Here is a 16,030-nt window from a genome sequence, read left to right as displayed (position 1 = left end):
ATGCGCTTCAACCTTTCCGAATGGGCGCTGCGTAATCGCCAGATCGTACTGTTCCTGATGCTTTTGCTTGCCGTTGTTGGCGCGTTGTCCTACACCAAACTGGGCCAGAGCGAAGATCCGCCGTTCACCTTCAAGGCCATGGTCATCCAGACCCGCTGGCCCGGTGCGACGGCGGAGGAAGTCTCGCGGCAGGTCACCGAACGCATCGAAAAGAAGCTGATGGAAACCGGCGAATACGAACGCATCATGTCGTTCTCCCGGCCCGGCGAATCGCAAGTCACCTTCATCGCCCGCGACTCGATGCATTCCAAGGACATTCCCGACCTCTGGTATCAGTTGCGCAAGAAAGTCGGCGATATCCGCCAGACCTTGCCGCCGGGCATTCAAGGGCCGTTTTTCAACGACGAGTTCGGTACTACCTTCGGCAATATCTATGCGTTGACCGGCGACGGTTTCGATTACGCCGTGCTCAAGGATTACGCCGATCGCATCCAGATCCAGCTGCAACGGGTCAAGGATGTCGGCAAGGTCGAACTGCTCGGGCTGCAGGACGAGAAGATCTGGGTCGAGCTGTCCAACGTCAAACTGGCAACCCTCGGCCTGCCGCTGGCCGCGGTGCAGCAAGCGCTGGAAGAACAGAACGCGGTCTCCACGGCGGGGTTCTTCGAAACCGGCAGCGAGCGTTTGCAGCTACGGGTCTCGGGAAATTTTCAGACAGTCGATGAGATAAAGAACTTTCCGATTCGTGTCGCTGATCGTACGTTCCGCATCGCCGATATCGCTGACGTGCGTCGCGGTTTCAGCGATCCGCCGGCGCCGCGCATGCGATTCATGGGCGACGACGCGATCGGTCTGGCTGTCGCGATGAAGGACGGCGGCGACATTCTGGTGCTCGGCAAAGCGCTGGAAACCGAGTTCTCGCGGCTGCAGAAAAACCTCCCGGCCGGCATGCAACTGCGCAAGGTATCCGACCAACCGGCAGCGGTGAAAACCGGCGTCGGCGAGTTCGTCCAGGTGTTGGTCGAAGCGCTGGCGATCGTGTTGCTGGTGAGCTTTTTCTCCCTCGGCGTACGTACCGGCATGGTCGTCGCGCTGACGATTCCGCTGGTGTTGGCGATGACCTTCGCCTGCATGTATTACCTGGGCATTGGTCTGCACAAGATTTCCCTCGGTGCGCTGGTGCTGGCGTTGGGGCTGCTGGTCGACGATGCGATCATCGCCGTGGAAATGATGGCGATCAAAATGGAGCAGGGCTTCGATCGTATCCGCGCCGCGAGTTATGCCTGGACCAGCACCGCGTTCCCGATGCTCACCGGCACCTTGATCACCGCGGCCGGGTTTCTGCCGATTGCCACGGCGCAGTCCGGCACTGGCGAATACACCCGTTCGATCTTCCAGGTGGTGACCATTGCGCTGCTCGCGTCGTGGGTCGCGGCGGTGATGTTCGTGCCGTACCTGGGGGAAAAACTCCTGCCGGATCTGGCAAAAATTCACGCAGCCAAACATGGCACCGGCGACGATCAGCCAGACCCGTACGGCACGCCGTTCTATCAGCGGGTCCGGCGCTTGGTCGAATGGTGTGTAGCGCACCGCAAAACCGTGATCGTGCTGACCGTCGGGCTGTTTATCGCTTCGGTGATGCTGTTCCGCTTCGTCCCGCAACAGTTCTTCCCGGCCTCCAATCGACTGGAGCTGATGGTTGATCTGAAACTGGCCGAAGGCGTGTCGTTGGCTAACACCACCAGTGAGGTCAAACGTCTCGAAGCGCTGCTCAAGGAACACGCTGGTATCGACAATTATGTGGCGTATGTCGGCACCGGTTCGCCGCGCTTCTATCTACCGCTCGATCAGCAGCTGCCGGCGGCGAGCTTCGCCCAGTTTGTGGTGTTGGCGAAGACCATCGAGGAGCGCGAGACGCTACGCACATGGTTGATCGACACCCTCAACGAGCAATTCCCGACGCTGCGCTCGCGGGTCACGCGCCTGGAAAACGGTCCGCCGGTTGGCTACCCGGTACAGTTTCGCGTGACCGGCGAGCACATCGAAGAGGTTCGCGCGCTTGCCCGCAAGGTAGCGGCCAAAGTTCGCGAAAATCCGCATGTGGTCAACGTGCATCTGGATTGGGAAGAGCCGAGCAAAGTCGTTTACCTGAATATCGATCAGGAGCGCGCGCGGGCGCTGGGCGTGAGCACGGCGAATCTGGCGAAGTTCCTGCAGAGTTCGTTGACCGGGTCGAGCGTCAGTCAGTACCGCGAAGACAACGAATTGATCGAAATCCTCCTGCGCGGCACGGTGCATGAGCGCACCGAGTTGTCGCTGCTGCCGAGTCTGGCAGTGCCGACGGACAACGGCCGCAGTGTTGCCTTGTCGCAGATTGCCACGCTGGAATATGGCTTCGAGGAAGGGATTATCTGGCACCGCAATCGTCTGCCGAACGTGACCGTGCGAGCGGACATTTATGGCAAGGAGCAGCCGGCGACGCTGGTCAAGCAGATCATGCCGACGCTGGATTCGATTCGCGCCGAATTGCCGGATGGCTACCTGCTGGATGTCGGCGGCACGGTGGAGGACTCCCAGCGCGGGCAGGCCTCGGTGAATGCCGGGGTGCCGATGTTCATCGTCGTGGTGCTGACGTTGTTGATGGTGCAATTACGCAGTTTTTCGCGCACGGCGATGGTGTTTCTCACGGCGCCGCTGGGGTTGATCGGGGTGACGTTGTTCCTGATGGTGTTCCGTCAGCCGTTCGGTTTTGTGGCGATGCTGGGGACGATTGCGCTGTCGGGGATGATCATGCGTAACTCGGTGATTCTGGTGGATCAGATCGAGCAGGATATCGCCTCCGGGCTCAAACCGTGGCAGGCGATTATCGAGGCGACCGTGCGGCGGTTCCGGCCGATTGTGTTGACGGCGCTGGCGGCGGTGCTGGCGATGATTCCGTTGTCGCGCAGTGTGTTTTTCGGGCCGATGGCGGTGGCGATCATGGGCGGGTTGATTGTGGCTACGGCGTTGACGCTGCTGTTTTTGCCGGCGTTGTATGCGGCCTGGTTCAGGGTTCGTCGGGAGGTTTGATTCTTGGCGGCCTTCGGGCCGACCAGGCTCTTGGGGTTTTGGGTGAATATCCGGTTTTTTGGGTGTTGCGGCTGGCGGTTTCGCCCTTACGGCGAGTCACCTTTTCCAGACGCCGAAAAGGTAACCGAAAAGGCTTGCTCCTGCGTCCGGCCCCTCGCGGGCTCGGGGTTCCTTCGCTCCGGGATCGATCCGGGCGCAGCGGCTACGGTTTGCTGCGCTGCACCTCCTTCCGCTGTGTCTGGCTGCGCCAGACGGTCGCTGCGCTCCCACGCCCTGATCAATCCCTCCACTCAGCCTTCCGATGTCGCTGGTTAGGCAAGATCAAAAGCACTCGAGCTTCGCTCATTGTAATGAGTGGTGAGAAGCGGCGCATGGCTTGGGATTTGCGGTGGATTTTCCCCTCATCGGAACGCCGCCCGCCCAGCCCTCTCCCGAGGGAGAGGGAGCCGATTTTGGTTGGCTTCGAAGTTTTGCATTCGACTCGGTATTTCATGTCGGTGTATCTCTCGCATCCACCACGGTCAGTTCCCTCTCCCTCCGGGAGAGGCTAGGGTGAGGGGCTTTTGATTTTCAGACTGATTTCAAGCCTCAACCTTCAATGGCGCCAGCAACCAAGATCACCCGCGAGATCAAAAGCAGGCGAGCTGGCACTCGGCCTGGTGGTGGGCGCGGTTTTTGTGGGAGCTTGCCTGCAAGCGATGGCGGCCGGGCAGCCGACAATTACCACTCTGACATGCTCCCACCGTCCTACATCTTTTTCAGAAACCTCCGATCTTGAGCCGCTGCGCGTCGAATGTTGTACTCCAGCTCCTGTTTTCCGCAATCCTTGAGTCTGTCCCGATGAAGAAGCCACCGAAATCAAGCGGCAGAACCGACCCTGTTTTCGATCTCTTGGCTCGTTCTCCCCATAAGGAACGCTTGGCAGATTATCTTGCGTTGCTCAAACCATTTGATGATCAGGGCCGTTACCTGCCATTCGAGGCGCTGCGCTATCGCTGGGCTGCGGGGTTGGACGCGAATCTTTGTTGGGCGTTGGTGAAGAAGGCGCGAGCGGCGCAATACATCAATCTGTTGCCGTTGGGCGAGCCGTTGCAGTGGGGCAAATATGTGCAGACGCCGCTGGCGCAGAAAACCCTGTCTGTCGTGGATCGTCACACTAGTACGGCTGCGCTGGACTACATGAGCCGTCAGATCGGTGAGCGGATGCACTTTTCTTATCTGCTCAATGATCTGATCGAAGATGAAGCCATCGCCAGTAGCCAGCTGGAAGGCGCGGCCACCACCACACGGGTGGCCAAGGACATGCTCAAGCATCAGCGCCAGCCGCGCACCCCCGACGAGCGCATGGTGCTGGGTAATTACCGGATGATGAATTTTGCCTGGGAACAACGTCACGAACCCTTGAGCGTGGCGTTGATCGCCGCGATCCATCGGGTCGGTGTCGAGGGGATCGATGACAAACAGTATTCCCCCGGAGTGTTCCGGGCCAATGATGAAGTCGTCGTGCAGGATGGCGCGGGCAATACCGTGCATCGGCCGCCGCCCGCTGCGAGTTTGGTTGCGCGGCTGGAGAAACTGTCGGATTGGGTCAACCTGTCCCACGGCTCAACGCTCGAGAAGAATTACCTGCATCCCCTGATCAAGGCAATCACGCTGCACTTTGCATTGGGCTATGAACATCCCTTTCGCGATGGAAACGGGCGGGTCGCCAGAGCGTTGTTTTATTGGTTGATGTTCAAAAACGAGTTCGCAGCTTTTCGCTATATCGCGATCAGTTTGCTATTGCGCAACGCGCCGGTGAAATATGGACGATCTTATTTACACACCGAGGCGGATGAGCTGGACCTGACCTATTTCATCGAATTTCAGTGCTCAATCATCCAGCGTGCGGTACTTGGATTCACAGACGTTTACCGCAGAACTGTTGCCTATACCGACGACTTCGAGCGCTGGCTCATCAGTTCAGGCTTTGTCGACCGACTGACAGAGAAACAGCGTGCGGTGTATCAAGTGGCAAAAAGCGGAGCTGCAAAAGAGTTCACTGCCAACAATGTGGCGGGAAACTTTGTCTGTTCGTATGCCGAGGCTGCGTCGGTATTAAAGGGACTGATTGAATTGCAGGTTTTCGAGCGAAGGAAGATGGGGCGGGAATGGGTATATTTTTTACGTAGCCCTATACACAAATGTAAGCACGGAGGCGAGTTGCTTCGCCCCCATGCCCTGACCGCTTAAAGCGTCCCAAACACCTTCTTCGCCAGACTCGTCGCCGCCGCTGCAGGATTCTGGCGCAACGTTTCTTCCTGTTTGCCAATCATTTCGAACAAACCATTGAGCGCCTGTTCGGTAACGTAGTTTTCAACGTTGGCGCTTTTGGCGTCGACCACACCGAATGCGGCGGCCTGGCCAGCGAACGAGTTGTACTTCTGCGCGACGCCGACCTTGTCGGTGGCTTGTTTGACGATCGGCAGGAACTTGGCGCGGATCTGTTCGCGGCTGGATTTATCCAGGTATTGGGTGGCGGAGTCGTTGCCGCCGCTGAGGATGCCTTTGGCGTCGGCCACGCTCATTTTCTTCACGGCGTCGACAAGGATTGGCTGGGCCTGGGTCACGGCGGATTCCGCGGCTTTGTTCATCGCGGTTTCCAGTTCTTCGACCTGGGCGCCCATGCCGAAGGCTTTCATCTTGCTCGCGGCTTTGCCGAGTTTGCCTGGCAGTTCGATCTTCACTTCAGGGTTGTTGCTGAAGCCACCGGGCGTGCCCAGTTGTTTGACGGCGATTTGTGCGCCTTGGGTCAGGGCATCCTTGAGGCCGCCGGCGGCGTCTTGTTGCGACAGGTCGCTGAGCGACAGAGCCAGGGCGTTGGCGGAGATCATCAGGCCGGTGCAGATGGCGGCGAAGCGAAGGGTAGGGCGGCGCATGGCGGCTTCCTTGTGGTGGAGCGTGAATTAGCGGACGGCGTCGACGCGGATTCTCAGCGGCTGCGGGTCCTTGCCGTCGAGCTGCACGGCGTGGTTTTCGGTGGTGATGAACATCAGCTCACCGTTGACCTCGATACGCGCGCTGACCGAATAGCGATGGCCGGGTTTGACCTGCGCCGGATCGTAGCTCAAGTGGAACGACAGCGGCACCTGGCCTTTGACCGGGCCTTTCTGTTGGTCGAGAACCACGGCGGGGGCATCGGCCTGCGACACGTCCTGCAGGCTGACGCTCAGGGTTGCGCTTGGCGGCAGGGCGATGCGTTGCAGGTAGAACACTTCGCCGTCGAGGCCGACTTTGCCGGCCGGGGTGGTGGACTGGCAGGCGCTGAGTAGCGTGGCGGCGGCGAGGGTCAACAGTTTTTTCATGTAGTACTCCATTCAATTGTAAGAGTGAGCCTGCTCGCGATAGCGGTGTGTCAGACGACAGTGATGTTGACTGAAAAACCGCTATCGCGAGCAGGCTCACTCCTACAGGGATTTGCGTCAGGCTTCCGGCAACGCGGTGAGCTGATCAGCCGCATCTTCACTGCGATGCAGCGCCACCTGGCGGATCGACAAACGAATCTCCGCTGGTAGCACGCGTTTCGCCGCGCCTTCGGCGAGTTCACCGAGCAATTCGTGGTAGCTGAGCTTGCCGGCTTCGTCGCGGCGCAGCACGTCGAGGTCGAGCATCGTCTGGATGAAGTGGCGGAACAGGCTTTTGTCGAAAAACTCTGGCGCGTTCAAACCGTGGAGGATCGACAGGCGCTGGGCCATGACCGTGCACAGGTCTTCCAGTTCTTCGGCGCTGATGCTGTTCTGGCCGCTGTTGAGCAGCAGGGACACGGTCATGTAGAAACGCTGCAAGGTCTGCGCGATGCTTTTTGACAGCAGCGTCAGCAGCACGAAATGGCGCGAACTCGGTGCCGGGCGCAGGTACAAGTCCTTCTCGAAACGCAACAGGCCTTGCTCGACAAACGCTTCCAGCCATTGATCGACCACACCGTCGAGCTCATCCAGCGTCCAGCGAATGAACAGCTCCGATTGCAGGTACGGATACAGCGCGCGGGTGTAGCGCAGGATCTGCTCGCGGCTCATGCGCGAGGTGCTCTGGAAGAAGCTCGCCAGCAGCGACGGCAGGGCGAAGATGTGCAACACGTTGTTGCGGTAGTAGGTCATCAGGACGGCATTCTGTTCGTCCAGATAGAGAATCTTGCCCAGCGCATCGTTCTGTTCGGCGAGCAGGTCCATGTCCTTCACATGCTCGATCAGCGCGCGGCCATCGCCTTCAGGCAGGGTGGTGTGCGGCGAGTACGGGACTTTGCGCAGCAGCGCCAGATACAGATCCAGCACCCGCGCCATGGCACGATCGTCCAGGGCGAGACGCGTGGTCGAGAGCAATGCCAGCGCCACCAGATTCACCGGGTTGATCGCCGCTGCTTCATTGAGATGGCGCGCGACTTTTTCGCCGAGACGGTTGGTGGTTTCGTTAAGCCACGCCGGTTTGAACTGCGGACCGAGGTCTTGCTGGCGCCAGTCCGGTTGCTCGGCGTCGAGGAATTCGGCGAGTTTGATCGGCTCGCCGAAGTTCACCGCCACCTGGCCGAAACGCTGCTTGAGCGCGCCGATGACTTTGAAGATGTCGAAAATCGATTCTTTCTTCTTGCTCGCCCCGCGCAGTTCGCCGAGGTAAGTGCGACCTTCCAGCACGCGCTCGTAGCCGATGTACACCGGCACAAACACGATCGGCATGCGCGACGAACGCAGGAAGCTGCGCAGGGTGATCGCGAGCATCCCGGTTTTCGGTTGCAGCATGCGCCCGGTGCGCGAGCGACCGCCTTCGACGAAGTATTCGACCGGGAAACCTTTGGTGAACAGCGTGTGCAGGTATTCGTTGAACACCGAGGTGTACAGCGGGTTGCCCTTGAACGTACGGCGCATGAAAAACGCGCCGCCGCGGCGCAACAGGCTACCGATCACCGGCATGTTGAGGTTGATCCCGGCGGCGATGTGCGGCGGGGTCAGGCCGTTGCGAAACAGCAGATACGAGAGCAGCAAGTAGTCGATATGGCTGCGGTGGCACGGCACGTAAATCACTTCGTGACCCGGGGCAACCTCTTGCACGCCTTCGATGTGGTTGACCTTGATGCCGTCGTAGATCTTGTTCCAGAACCAGCTCAGCACCACTTCCAGAAAGCGGATCGCCGTATAGGTGTAGTCCGAGGCGATCTCGTTGCCGTAGCGCAGGGCCTGGGCCTTGGCTTTTTCCGGGGAGATGTTTTCGCGCTCGGCTTCGTCGAGGATCGCTTGTTTGACCAGCGGCTGATTGAGCAAGCCTTTGACCAGATTGCGCCGGTGGGAAATGTCCGGGCCGATCACCGCCGCTTTCAGGTTGCGGAAGTGCACACGCAGAATTCGCTGCGCCATGCGCACGGTGCGCTCGTGGCCCTTGTTGTGATCGATCAGCTCGCGCAGGTGGATCGGCGCGGAGAATTGCACGCGGGTCTTGCGGCCCAGGACAATGATGCTCAGCAAGCGCCGTAATCGGCCAGTGACCGCCCAGCTGTCGGCGAACAACAGTTTCCACGGGCTGTTTTCGCTGTCTGGCGATTGGCCCCAGAACACGCTGACCGGAATGATCTGCGCATCTTCGGCGGCGTTTTGCGACAGCGCACTGACCAGTCGGGTCAAGGTCGGCGGCGCGCCGCGTTTGTCCTGGCGACCGAGCCAGTCCGGGTCCGGGGTCAGGTAGAAAAACGCCGCCGGTTCGATCAGCGCACCCACCGACACCGCCAGCACCGGGCGCGGCAGGCCGGCCTTGGTGCACTCGGTGTCGACCACGGCCAGATCGGTCAACGAAGGGTTTTGCAGGACGTAGAACACCGGACGACTGCGGTCGAGGTTGAGGGTGAACGACGACTGATTGATCGTCTCCGAGCGAACCCAGAGGTACAACAGTCGGCGCAGGGTGCCAAACACAAGACGGCGGAACGGGGAACGGGTCATACGGCTTCTGCGTGAGTGAATAAAACCGAGCGGTTGCTCGGGAGGGCGATAGTGTGCCGGATTACTCGAATATCGGCAAAAAAGCGGCGAAGTAATCTCCTGTTGAGACTTTTTCCACCTGTCATATACTCGGCGCTCTGTTGCCGGTGCCCTTTGATGGACGTCGGACGCAGGCTGACGTTCCTCTGAGGCTTTCCTGCGAAAAGCCCGTTCAATAATAAAAAAGGAGTATGAACAGATGGCAACACGCGAAACCGGCAATGTGAAGTGGTTCAACGACGCCAAGGGCTACGGCTTTATTCAGCGCGAAGACGGGGCGGACGTGTTCGTGCACTACCGCGCGATTCGCGGCGAAGGGCACCGGTCGCTGACCGAGGGCCAGCAGGTTGAATATGCGGTGATCAGCGGCGAGAAGGGCTTGCAGGCGGAAGACGTAGTCGGACTCTAAAGATCGTTCCCACGCTCTGCGTGGGAATGCCTCAACGGACGTTCCGCGTCCGCTCTGGGACGCAGAGCGTCCCGGGCTGCATTCCCACGCGGAGCGTGGGAACGATCAAAAAAAACACTGTGGGAGCGAGCCTGCTCGCGAATGCGGTGTATCAGTCAGCATTCATATCGACTGACACACCGCATTCGCGAGCAGGCTCGCTCCCACATGGGATCTACGTTGCCCGTTGTTAAGCCGTTTTCCAGGTGATTTCTTCTTCACCATCTTCGCTGATGCGAATCCAGCGATCGGCGGTTTCTTCGCCTTCTTCTTCAACCCATGTCCCCGGTGCGCAGCGCACTTCGACGTTCAGCGCGGCAAACGCTGCGCGGGCGCAGGCGATGTCGTCGTCCCATGGGGTCTGGTCGCTTTCCAGGTACAGGCTGTTCCACTTGCCCACGGCTTTCGGCAGCCAGGTCACCGGGATGGTGCCGGCCTTGCACTTGTATGTCTGACCTTTCTGTACCCAGTCGCTGCACGGGCCCAGCGCGGCGCCGAGCCAGGCGGAAATGGCCTTGTGGTCGACGTCGGCGTCTTTCAGGTAAATCTCGATATCCGGTTGGCGCATGGATGTCCTCACTGCGGGTCTGAAAAATCCATTCGCGGATTTAGCCGGCCCCGGGCGCTCGCCCGGAACCAAAAGTTATTGAACAACGAAATAATCGTAGCGCATCGACACGGTGGTCTCGAACGGCTCGGCCTGTTCGATCACCGCCGCGCGACGCTCGGCACTGGCGCGCCAGCCGTGAGGTGTCATCGCCAACAGGTTGGCGCGATCCTCGGGCTTGTCCAGCGTCAGTTTGAATTCCAGGGTTTCACTGTGCGCCAGCGCCATGCCGTCAGGCACCAGGGCCAGATGCTTGTCGTCGGTGTATTCGCGCACTTCGTCGTACAGGCGCTCGCGCAGTTCCATCAAATGGCCGCGGGTCGGGCCGACCTTCATCAGGCCGCCCCCCACGCTGAGGAGACGCTTGGCCTCACCCCAGTCCAGCGGGCTGAAGACGCTGGCGAGAAACTGGCAACTGCCCGACGCCAACGGCACGCGCGCCATGCTGGCGATCAACCAGCTGATTGCCGGGTTACGCTTGCAGGCGCGTTTGACGGCCTCGCGGGAGATATCCAGCGCGTAGCCATCAGCGTTCGGCAAAGCCTCGGCGATCTGCGCGGTGTAGTAACCCTCGCCACAACCGATGTCGACCCAGCGATCCGGCGCATAACCGGCCGCCAGTTCGGCCAGGCGCCTGGCCACCGGGGCGTAATGCCCGGCATTCAAAAAGTCGCGGCGCGCCTCGACCATCGCCTGATTGTCGCCTGGATCACGGCTGTTCTTGTGCTGCACCGGCAACAGGTTCAGGTAGCCCTGACGCGCGCGGTCGAAGCGGTGCCCGGCGGGGCAGACCACGCCGTTATCCACCGCGTTCAGCGGTGCACTGCAGATCGGGCAAGCGAGCATCAGGCGAGCAACTTGATCAGGGTCTGGTAGTAGATCTCGGTCAGCACATCGAGGTCCGCCGCCAGAACGCGCTCGTTGACTTGGTGAATGGTCGCGTTGACCGGGCCCAGTTCAACCACTTGCGTGCCCATGGTCGCGATGAAACGGCCATCGGAAGTCCCGCCGCTGGTGGACGCCTTGGTCTCGCGACCGGTGATGGTCTTGATGCTCGCCGACACCGCGTCGAGCAGTGCGCCAGGTTCGGTGAGGAACGGCAGGCCGGACAGCGCCCAGTCGATGTGCCAGTCCAGATCATGCTTGTCGAGGATATCGGCGACGCGCTTCTGCAGGCCTTCGACAGTCGATTCGGTGGAGAAGCGGAAGTTGAACACCGCCACCAGATCGCCCGGAATCACGTTGGTCGCGCCGGTGCCGGAATTTACATTGGAAATCTGGAAACTGGTCGGCGGGAAGAAGTCGTTGCCGTGATCCCAGTGCTCGGCGGCCAGCTCGGCCAGGGCCGGGGCGGCGAGGTGGATCGGGTTTTTCGCCAGATGCGGGTAGGCGACATGCCCCTGAATACCCTTGACCGTAAGCTTGGCGCCGAGCGAGCCGCGACGGCCATTCTTGACCACGTCGCCGACCAGCGTGGTGCTCGACGGTTCGCCGACGATGCACCAGTCCAGACGTTCATTGCGTGCGGCCAGACGCTCGACCACCGCTTTGGTGCCGTGATGGGCCGGGCCTTCTTCGTCGCTGGTGATCAGGAACGCAACCTTGCCCTTGTGGTTCGGGTAGTCGGCGACGAAACGCTCGGCGGCAACGGTCATCGACGCCAGGCTGCCTTTCATGTCCGCCGCGCCACGGCCGCAGAGCATGCCGTGTTCGTCGATCACCGCGTTGAACGGGTCGATCTGCCACGCGCTGACCGGGCCGGTCGGCACCACGTCGGTGTGGCCAGCGAAGCACAGCACCGGGCCGTCACCGTTGCCGTGGGTAGCCCAGAAGTTATCCACATCCTCGATGCGCATCGGCTCCAGGGTAAAACCGGCATCGCCCAGGCGCTGCATCATCTGCTTCTGGCAATCGGCGTCGACCGGTGTCACGGACGGACGGCGGATCAGGTCGATGGCGAGCTGGAGGGTCGGCGAAAGGTCGGCGTGGGCCGTCATGGAAAACTCCGAAGATCATGAATTTGAGCGAGGGCCAATGTAGGAGCGAGCCTGCTCGCGAAGGCGGTGTACCAGGCAACATAGAGGTTGAATGTTACAAGGCCTTCGCGAGCAGGCTCACTCCTACAGGGGATTGGGTTCGGTCAGTCAGACCCTGTATGCCGCCAAGCCCCGCAAAATGGCGGTTATCTTAAAGCAAAACGGCGACCATTGGCCGCCGTTTAGTGCATCGATGCCGATTTAGACGACAGGTGCCGGTTCCTGCACGGCGGCAGGTTTGGGCAGCGACGACAGGAACGCCATGATCAGCGCCGCCAGATACGGCAGCGACTGCACCAGCAGCATCACTACCCAGAAGCGCATGTCATTGCTCGGCATGCCGTTGACCAGAAAGATCCCCAGCGCCGCGCCCCACAACAGCAGCATGATGAAGACTTCTTCGCGCGCTTCGGAAATCGCCACCCAGAAACCATGGTTGTCGGCGTTTTTCGGTGTGCGAAAGAACGGAATGCTGCTGGTGAAGAAGCCGTACAGCACCGCTTTGGCGATGGTGTGCGATAACGCCAGCCCGGCCAGCGCCGCGCAGAACGCATCCTTGAGGTTGACGCCGACGGCGCGACGATAAAGGAAGATGATCTTGCCGACCTTGAACACGAACAGCGCCAGTGGCGGGATCGCGAAGATCAGCAGCGGCGGATCGACCCGTTGCGGCACGATGATCATCGCCGCCGACCACAGCAGCGCACCGACGGTAAAGAAGATGTTCATGCCATCGGCGACCCACGGCAGCCAGCCCGCGAGGAAGTGGTAGCGCTGGCCGCGGGTCAGCTCGGTGTCCTTGCCGCGCAGCAGGCTGGCGGTGTGGCGCTTGATGATCTGGATCGCGCCATAGGCCCAACGGAAACGCTGTTTCTTGAAGTCGATGAACGTATCCGGCATCAGGCCTTTGCCGTAACTGTCGTGGTAATACGCCGCCGACAAGCCTTTTTCGAACACGCGCAGACCCAGTTCGGCATCTTCACAAATGCACCAGTCGGCCCAGCCCAATTCTTCCAGGACCGAACGGCGGGTCATGGTCATGGTGCCGTGCTGAATGATCGCGTCGCGGTCGTTGCGGGTGACCATGCCGATGTGGAAGAAGCCTTTGTACTCGGCGTAGCAGAGCTTCTTGAAAGTGCTTTCGTTCTGGTCGCGATAATCCTGCGGCGACTGCACCACAGCGATTTTCGGGTCAGCGAAGTGCGGCACCATGTGCTTGAGCCAGTTCGGGCTCACGCAGTAATCGGAGTCGATCACCGCGATCACTTCAGCGTCTTTGGCGGTGTGCGGAATCAGGTAGTTCAGCGCGCCACCCTTGAACCCGGCCAGCGGCGCAACGTGGAAGAACTTGAAGCGCGGGCCGAGGGTCGCGCAGTAGTCGCGCACCGGCTCCCACACCGCCGGGTCCTTGGTGTTGTTGTCGATGATCAGCACTTCATAGTCGGGATAGTCGAGCGCGGCGAGGGCATCGAGGGTCTGTTTGACCATTTCCGGCGGCTCGTTGTAGCACGGCACATGGATCGACACTTTCGGGCGATAGCTGGAGTCGCCGACCACCGGCAGGAATTCGCGCCGACGCTTGTGAATCCACACCGCTTCGGCCAGTTCATGGGCCTCGGTCAGTAATACGATGAATACCCCGAGGGCACCGAGGGCCAGGAGGAAACCCACTGTCAGGCTGAACCAGGTGCTGTATTGCTGGCTGTAGTCGTAGCCGATGTACACCAGCACCGAACCGCAGAGGAACGCGATAAATGTCAGGAACGTGCGGCCGCGCTGGCGCAAGGCCGAGCCGTCGATCATCAGCAGGGTCAGCGACAACAGCGCCAGCACCACCGAACCGATGGCCAGCACCCGCCATTGCGGGATCGCGACAACCGGGCCTTCGAAATTGAATTTCTGCTGACGCGCGGCGTTGAACACGCCCCAGTAGGCGCCGACCGAGCCTTCGTCGCTGGCTTTCCACGGCTGATCGAACGCCTCGATCACGAAGTAGTTGAAGCCCTGGCGGTTAAGCTTGTTGACCAGCGTACGCAGGTAAATGGCCTGATCGGCCGGCGACGCATCGGCACCACCGCGCATGCGGCCATTGCTCGGCCAGCCGACTTCGGAGAGCAGCAGGGGCTTTTTCGGGAACAGCTTCTTCAGGTCGCGCGCGCGGTCGAAGACGAACTGGCCGGCCTTGTCGACCGGAATGAATTCCCAGTACGGCAGAATGTGGGCGGCGATCAGGTCAACGTGTTTGGCCAATTGTGGGTATTTCTCCCAGATGTGCCATTGCTCGGACGTCGTTACCGGCACTTTGACCGCAGCACGCACCCGATCCAGCAGAACGATCAGCGCTTCGGGAGTGATTTCTTCACGGAACAGCGCCTCATTGCCGACCACCACGCGCACCACGCTGCGCGAAGTGTTGGCCAGTTCGATGGCTTTGGCGATTTCTCGTTCGTTGCGTTCCTGGTCGGGGCTGATCCAGATACCGAGGGTTACGCGCAAGCCGAACTCTTCAGCCAGTTTTGGAATGTCGCCCAGCGAGCCGTCGACCGAGTAGATGCGGATGTTGTCCGTCAGCTTGCTCATGATTTCCAGGTCGCGGCGCATTTCATCGTCAGTCGGATACTGATCTTTCTGTGGGAATTGCCCCTGCTGGAATGGCGAATAAGAGAAACCGGAGATTTGCTCCGGCCAGTTCGGCGCTGACACCGGACGGTTGATCAACGCCCAGAAACCGCTGAAAAGGGCAGCGATGGCCAGCACGACCACCAGGTTGAGTCCAAATTTACGCGATGACATAGCTATTTCGGGTTCCAAAGGCTGTGGAACGAAGGATCGGTCGGCAAGGCACCAAAGGGCGCGCATCCTACACCGGCAATCTACGAGTCGTACAACAGACGCAGAAATGCCCGACGTTGGGCAACCGGCCAGCACATAAGTTCTTACACTTGCAGCTCCACGCTTAAAACTTGTCGCTTTGTAGCCCTATAATGCGCGCCGGTTTTTGGGGTAATGGTCATGAGTACAGAAGATCCGCGGTTTGCAGGCATCGCCCGTTTGTATGGCATTGAGGGCCTGGAGCGCTTGCGCGCCGCCCATGTGGCGATCGTCGGTGTCGGCGGTGTCGGTTCCTGGGCGGCGGAAGCCATGGCCCGTTGTGGTGTCGGCGAGATTTCGCTGTTCGACCTCGACGACGTCTGCGTCAGCAACGCCAACCGACAGTTGCACGCGCTGGACAGCACCGTCGGCAAGCCCAAGGTCGAGGTGATGGCCGAGCGTCTGCGCGGGATCAACCCGGACTGCACCGTGCATGCGGTCGCGGATTTCGTCACCCGTGACACCATGGCCGAATACATCACGCCGGACATCGACTGCGTGATCGACTGCATCGACGCAGTCAACGCCAAGGCAGCGCTGATCGCCTGGTGCAAGCGCCGCAAGATCCAGATCATCACCACCGGTGGCGCCGGCGGGCAGATTGACCCGACGCTGATTCAGGTGTGCGATCTGAACCGCACCTTCAACGACCCGCTGGCTTCGAAAGTGCGTTCAACGTTGCGCCGCGATTATGGTTTCTCGCGTACCGTGACCCGGCATTACAGCGTGCCGTGCGTGTTTTCCACGGAACAACTTCGTTACCCGAAGCCGGACGGCAGCATCTGTTTGCAGAAAAGTTTTGTCGGTGACGGGGTGAAGCTCGACTGCGCCGGCGGGTTTGGCGCGGTGATGATGGTCACGGCAACGTTCGGCATGGTGGCGGCGACCAAGGCTGTGGACAAGATTGTTGCCGGGGTGCGGCGGCCGTCGGATCGCACCAAGCCGCAGTGATCGTTCCCACGCTCTGCGTGGGAATGCCTCAATGGACGCTCCGCGT

At 60.3% G+C, this 16,030-nt stretch carries 11 protein-coding genes; 4 read left to right on the top strand and 7 right to left on the bottom strand.

The window, feature by feature from the left end; translation table 11 throughout:
- Positions 1-3,069 (top strand): efflux RND transporter permease subunit, encoded by a 3,069-nt coding sequence (locus J3P75_RS22265; RefSeq protein ID WP_434708203.1) that lies wholly within the window; start codon positions 1-3, stop codon positions 3,067-3,069.
- An 840-nt stretch (positions 3,070-3,909) separates the two neighbouring features.
- Positions 3,910-5,301 (top strand): Fic family protein, encoded by a 1,392-nt coding sequence (locus J3P75_RS22260; protein ID WP_434708202.1) that lies wholly within the window; start codon positions 3,910-3,912, stop codon positions 5,299-5,301.
- On the opposite strand, the gene J3P75_RS22255 is transcribed toward J3P75_RS22260, so the two are convergent.
- The 3 genes from J3P75_RS22255 to plsB all read right to left on the bottom strand — a co-directional run bounded on the left by J3P75_RS22255 (position 5,298) and on the right by plsB (position 9,032).
- Entirely contained in the window at positions 5,298-5,987 is a 690-nt protein-coding gene (locus J3P75_RS22255) for a DUF4197 domain-containing protein (RefSeq protein WP_093104297.1), read from the bottom strand. The two genes, J3P75_RS22260 and J3P75_RS22255, sit on opposite strands and share 4 nt — an antisense overlap.
- A gap of 27 nt (positions 5,988-6,014) precedes the next feature.
- Positions 6,015-6,413: a YbaY family lipoprotein gene (locus tag J3P75_RS22250; protein ID WP_434708201.1), complete on the bottom strand. Its 399-nt coding sequence runs from the start codon at positions 6,411-6,413 to the stop codon at positions 6,015-6,017.
- A gap of 117 nt (positions 6,414-6,530) precedes the next feature.
- Positions 6,531-9,032 carry a glycerol-3-phosphate 1-O-acyltransferase PlsB gene (gene plsB, locus J3P75_RS22245; RefSeq protein WP_434708200.1) on the bottom strand — a complete coding sequence of 834 codons (2,502 nt, stop codon included), beginning with the start codon at positions 9,030-9,032 and terminating at the stop codon, positions 6,531-6,533.
- A gap of 238 nt (positions 9,033-9,270) precedes the next feature.
- On the opposite strand from plsB, the gene J3P75_RS22240 reads away from it, so the two are divergent.
- On the top strand, positions 9,271-9,480 hold the full coding sequence (locus tag J3P75_RS22240) for a cold shock domain-containing protein (protein ID WP_208938554.1): 210 nt from the start codon (positions 9,271-9,273) through the stop codon (positions 9,478-9,480).
- A gap of 229 nt (positions 9,481-9,709) precedes the next feature.
- On the opposite strand, the gene J3P75_RS22235 is transcribed toward J3P75_RS22240, so the two are convergent.
- From J3P75_RS22235 to J3P75_RS22220, 4 genes are all read right to left on the bottom strand, one after another.
- Positions 9,710-10,087 carry a hypothetical protein gene (locus J3P75_RS22235; protein ID WP_434708199.1) on the bottom strand — a complete coding sequence of 126 codons (378 nt, stop codon included), beginning with the start codon at positions 10,085-10,087 and terminating at the stop codon, positions 9,710-9,712.
- Positions 10,088-10,162: 75 nt separating this feature from the next.
- Entirely contained in the window at positions 10,163-10,972 is an 810-nt protein-coding gene (locus J3P75_RS22230; RefSeq protein ID WP_434708198.1) for a putative RNA methyltransferase, read from the bottom strand.
- Positions 10,972-12,123 carry a succinyl-diaminopimelate desuccinylase gene (dapE, locus tag J3P75_RS22225; protein WP_208938551.1) on the bottom strand — a complete coding sequence of 384 codons (1,152 nt, stop codon included), beginning with the start codon at positions 12,121-12,123 and terminating at the stop codon, positions 10,972-10,974. The genes J3P75_RS22230 and dapE overlap by 1 nt, the downstream gene beginning before the upstream one ends.
- A 240-nt stretch (positions 12,124-12,363) precedes the next feature.
- Positions 12,364-14,955, bottom strand: coding sequence for a glycosyltransferase (locus tag J3P75_RS22220; RefSeq protein WP_434708197.1), 2,592 nt, complete (start codon positions 14,953-14,955; stop codon positions 12,364-12,366).
- 213 nt (positions 14,956-15,168) lie between these two features.
- Between J3P75_RS22220 and tcdA the strand changes: the two genes are divergently transcribed.
- The gene (gene tcdA, locus J3P75_RS22215; protein ID WP_434708196.1) at positions 15,169-15,984 is read left to right on the top strand and encodes a tRNA cyclic N6-threonylcarbamoyladenosine(37) synthase TcdA; all 816 of its coding nucleotides are present in this window, start codon (positions 15,169-15,171) and stop codon (positions 15,982-15,984) included.
- The last annotated feature ends 46 nt before the right edge of the window (positions 15,985-16,030 follow it).

The organism is Pseudomonas sp. R1-1 (assembly GCF_051132135.1).
GTDB lineage: Bacteria > Pseudomonadota > Gammaproteobacteria > Pseudomonadales > Pseudomonadaceae > Aquipseudomonas.
Note: the sequence above shows the minus strand (reverse complement) of the source record. Positions and strands in the feature narration are given on the sequence as shown.

What these genes read in the sequence shown, in the direction of transcription:
- J3P75_RS22265 (WP_434708203.1), top strand. Translation starts at nt 1, where the DNA reads ATGCGCTTCAACCTTTCCGAATGGGCGCTGCGTAATCGCCAGATCGTA.
- J3P75_RS22260 (WP_434708202.1), top strand. Translation starts at nt 3,910, where the DNA reads ATGAAGAAGCCACCGAAATCAAGCGGCAGAACCGACCCTGTTTTCGAT.
- J3P75_RS22255 (WP_093104297.1), bottom strand. Translation starts at nt 5,987, where the DNA reads ATGCGCCGCCCTACCCTTCGCTTCGCCGCCATCTGCACCGGCCTGATG.
- J3P75_RS22250 (WP_434708201.1), bottom strand. Translation starts at nt 6,413, where the DNA reads ATGAAAAAACTGTTGACCCTCGCCGCCGCCACGCTACTCAGCGCCTGC.
- plsB (WP_434708200.1), bottom strand. Translation starts at nt 9,032, where the DNA reads ATGACCCGTTCCCCGTTCCGCCGTCTTGTGTTTGGCACCCTGCGCCGA.
- J3P75_RS22240 (WP_208938554.1), top strand. Translation starts at nt 9,271, where the DNA reads ATGGCAACACGCGAAACCGGCAATGTGAAGTGGTTCAACGACGCCAAG.
- J3P75_RS22235 (WP_434708199.1), bottom strand. Translation starts at nt 10,087, where the DNA reads ATGCGCCAACCGGATATCGAGATTTACCTGAAAGACGCCGACGTCGAC.
- J3P75_RS22230 (WP_434708198.1), bottom strand. Translation starts at nt 10,972, where the DNA reads ATGCTCGCTTGCCCGATCTGCAGTGCACCGCTGAACGCGGTGGATAAC.
- dapE (WP_208938551.1), bottom strand. Translation starts at nt 12,123, where the DNA reads ATGACGGCCCACGCCGACCTTTCGCCGACCCTCCAGCTCGCCATCGAC.
- J3P75_RS22220 (WP_434708197.1), bottom strand. Translation starts at nt 14,955, where the DNA reads ATGTCATCGCGTAAATTTGGACTCAACCTGGTGGTCGTGCTGGCCATC.
- tcdA (WP_434708196.1), top strand. Translation starts at nt 15,169, where the DNA reads ATGGTCATGAGTACAGAAGATCCGCGGTTTGCAGGCATCGCCCGTTTG.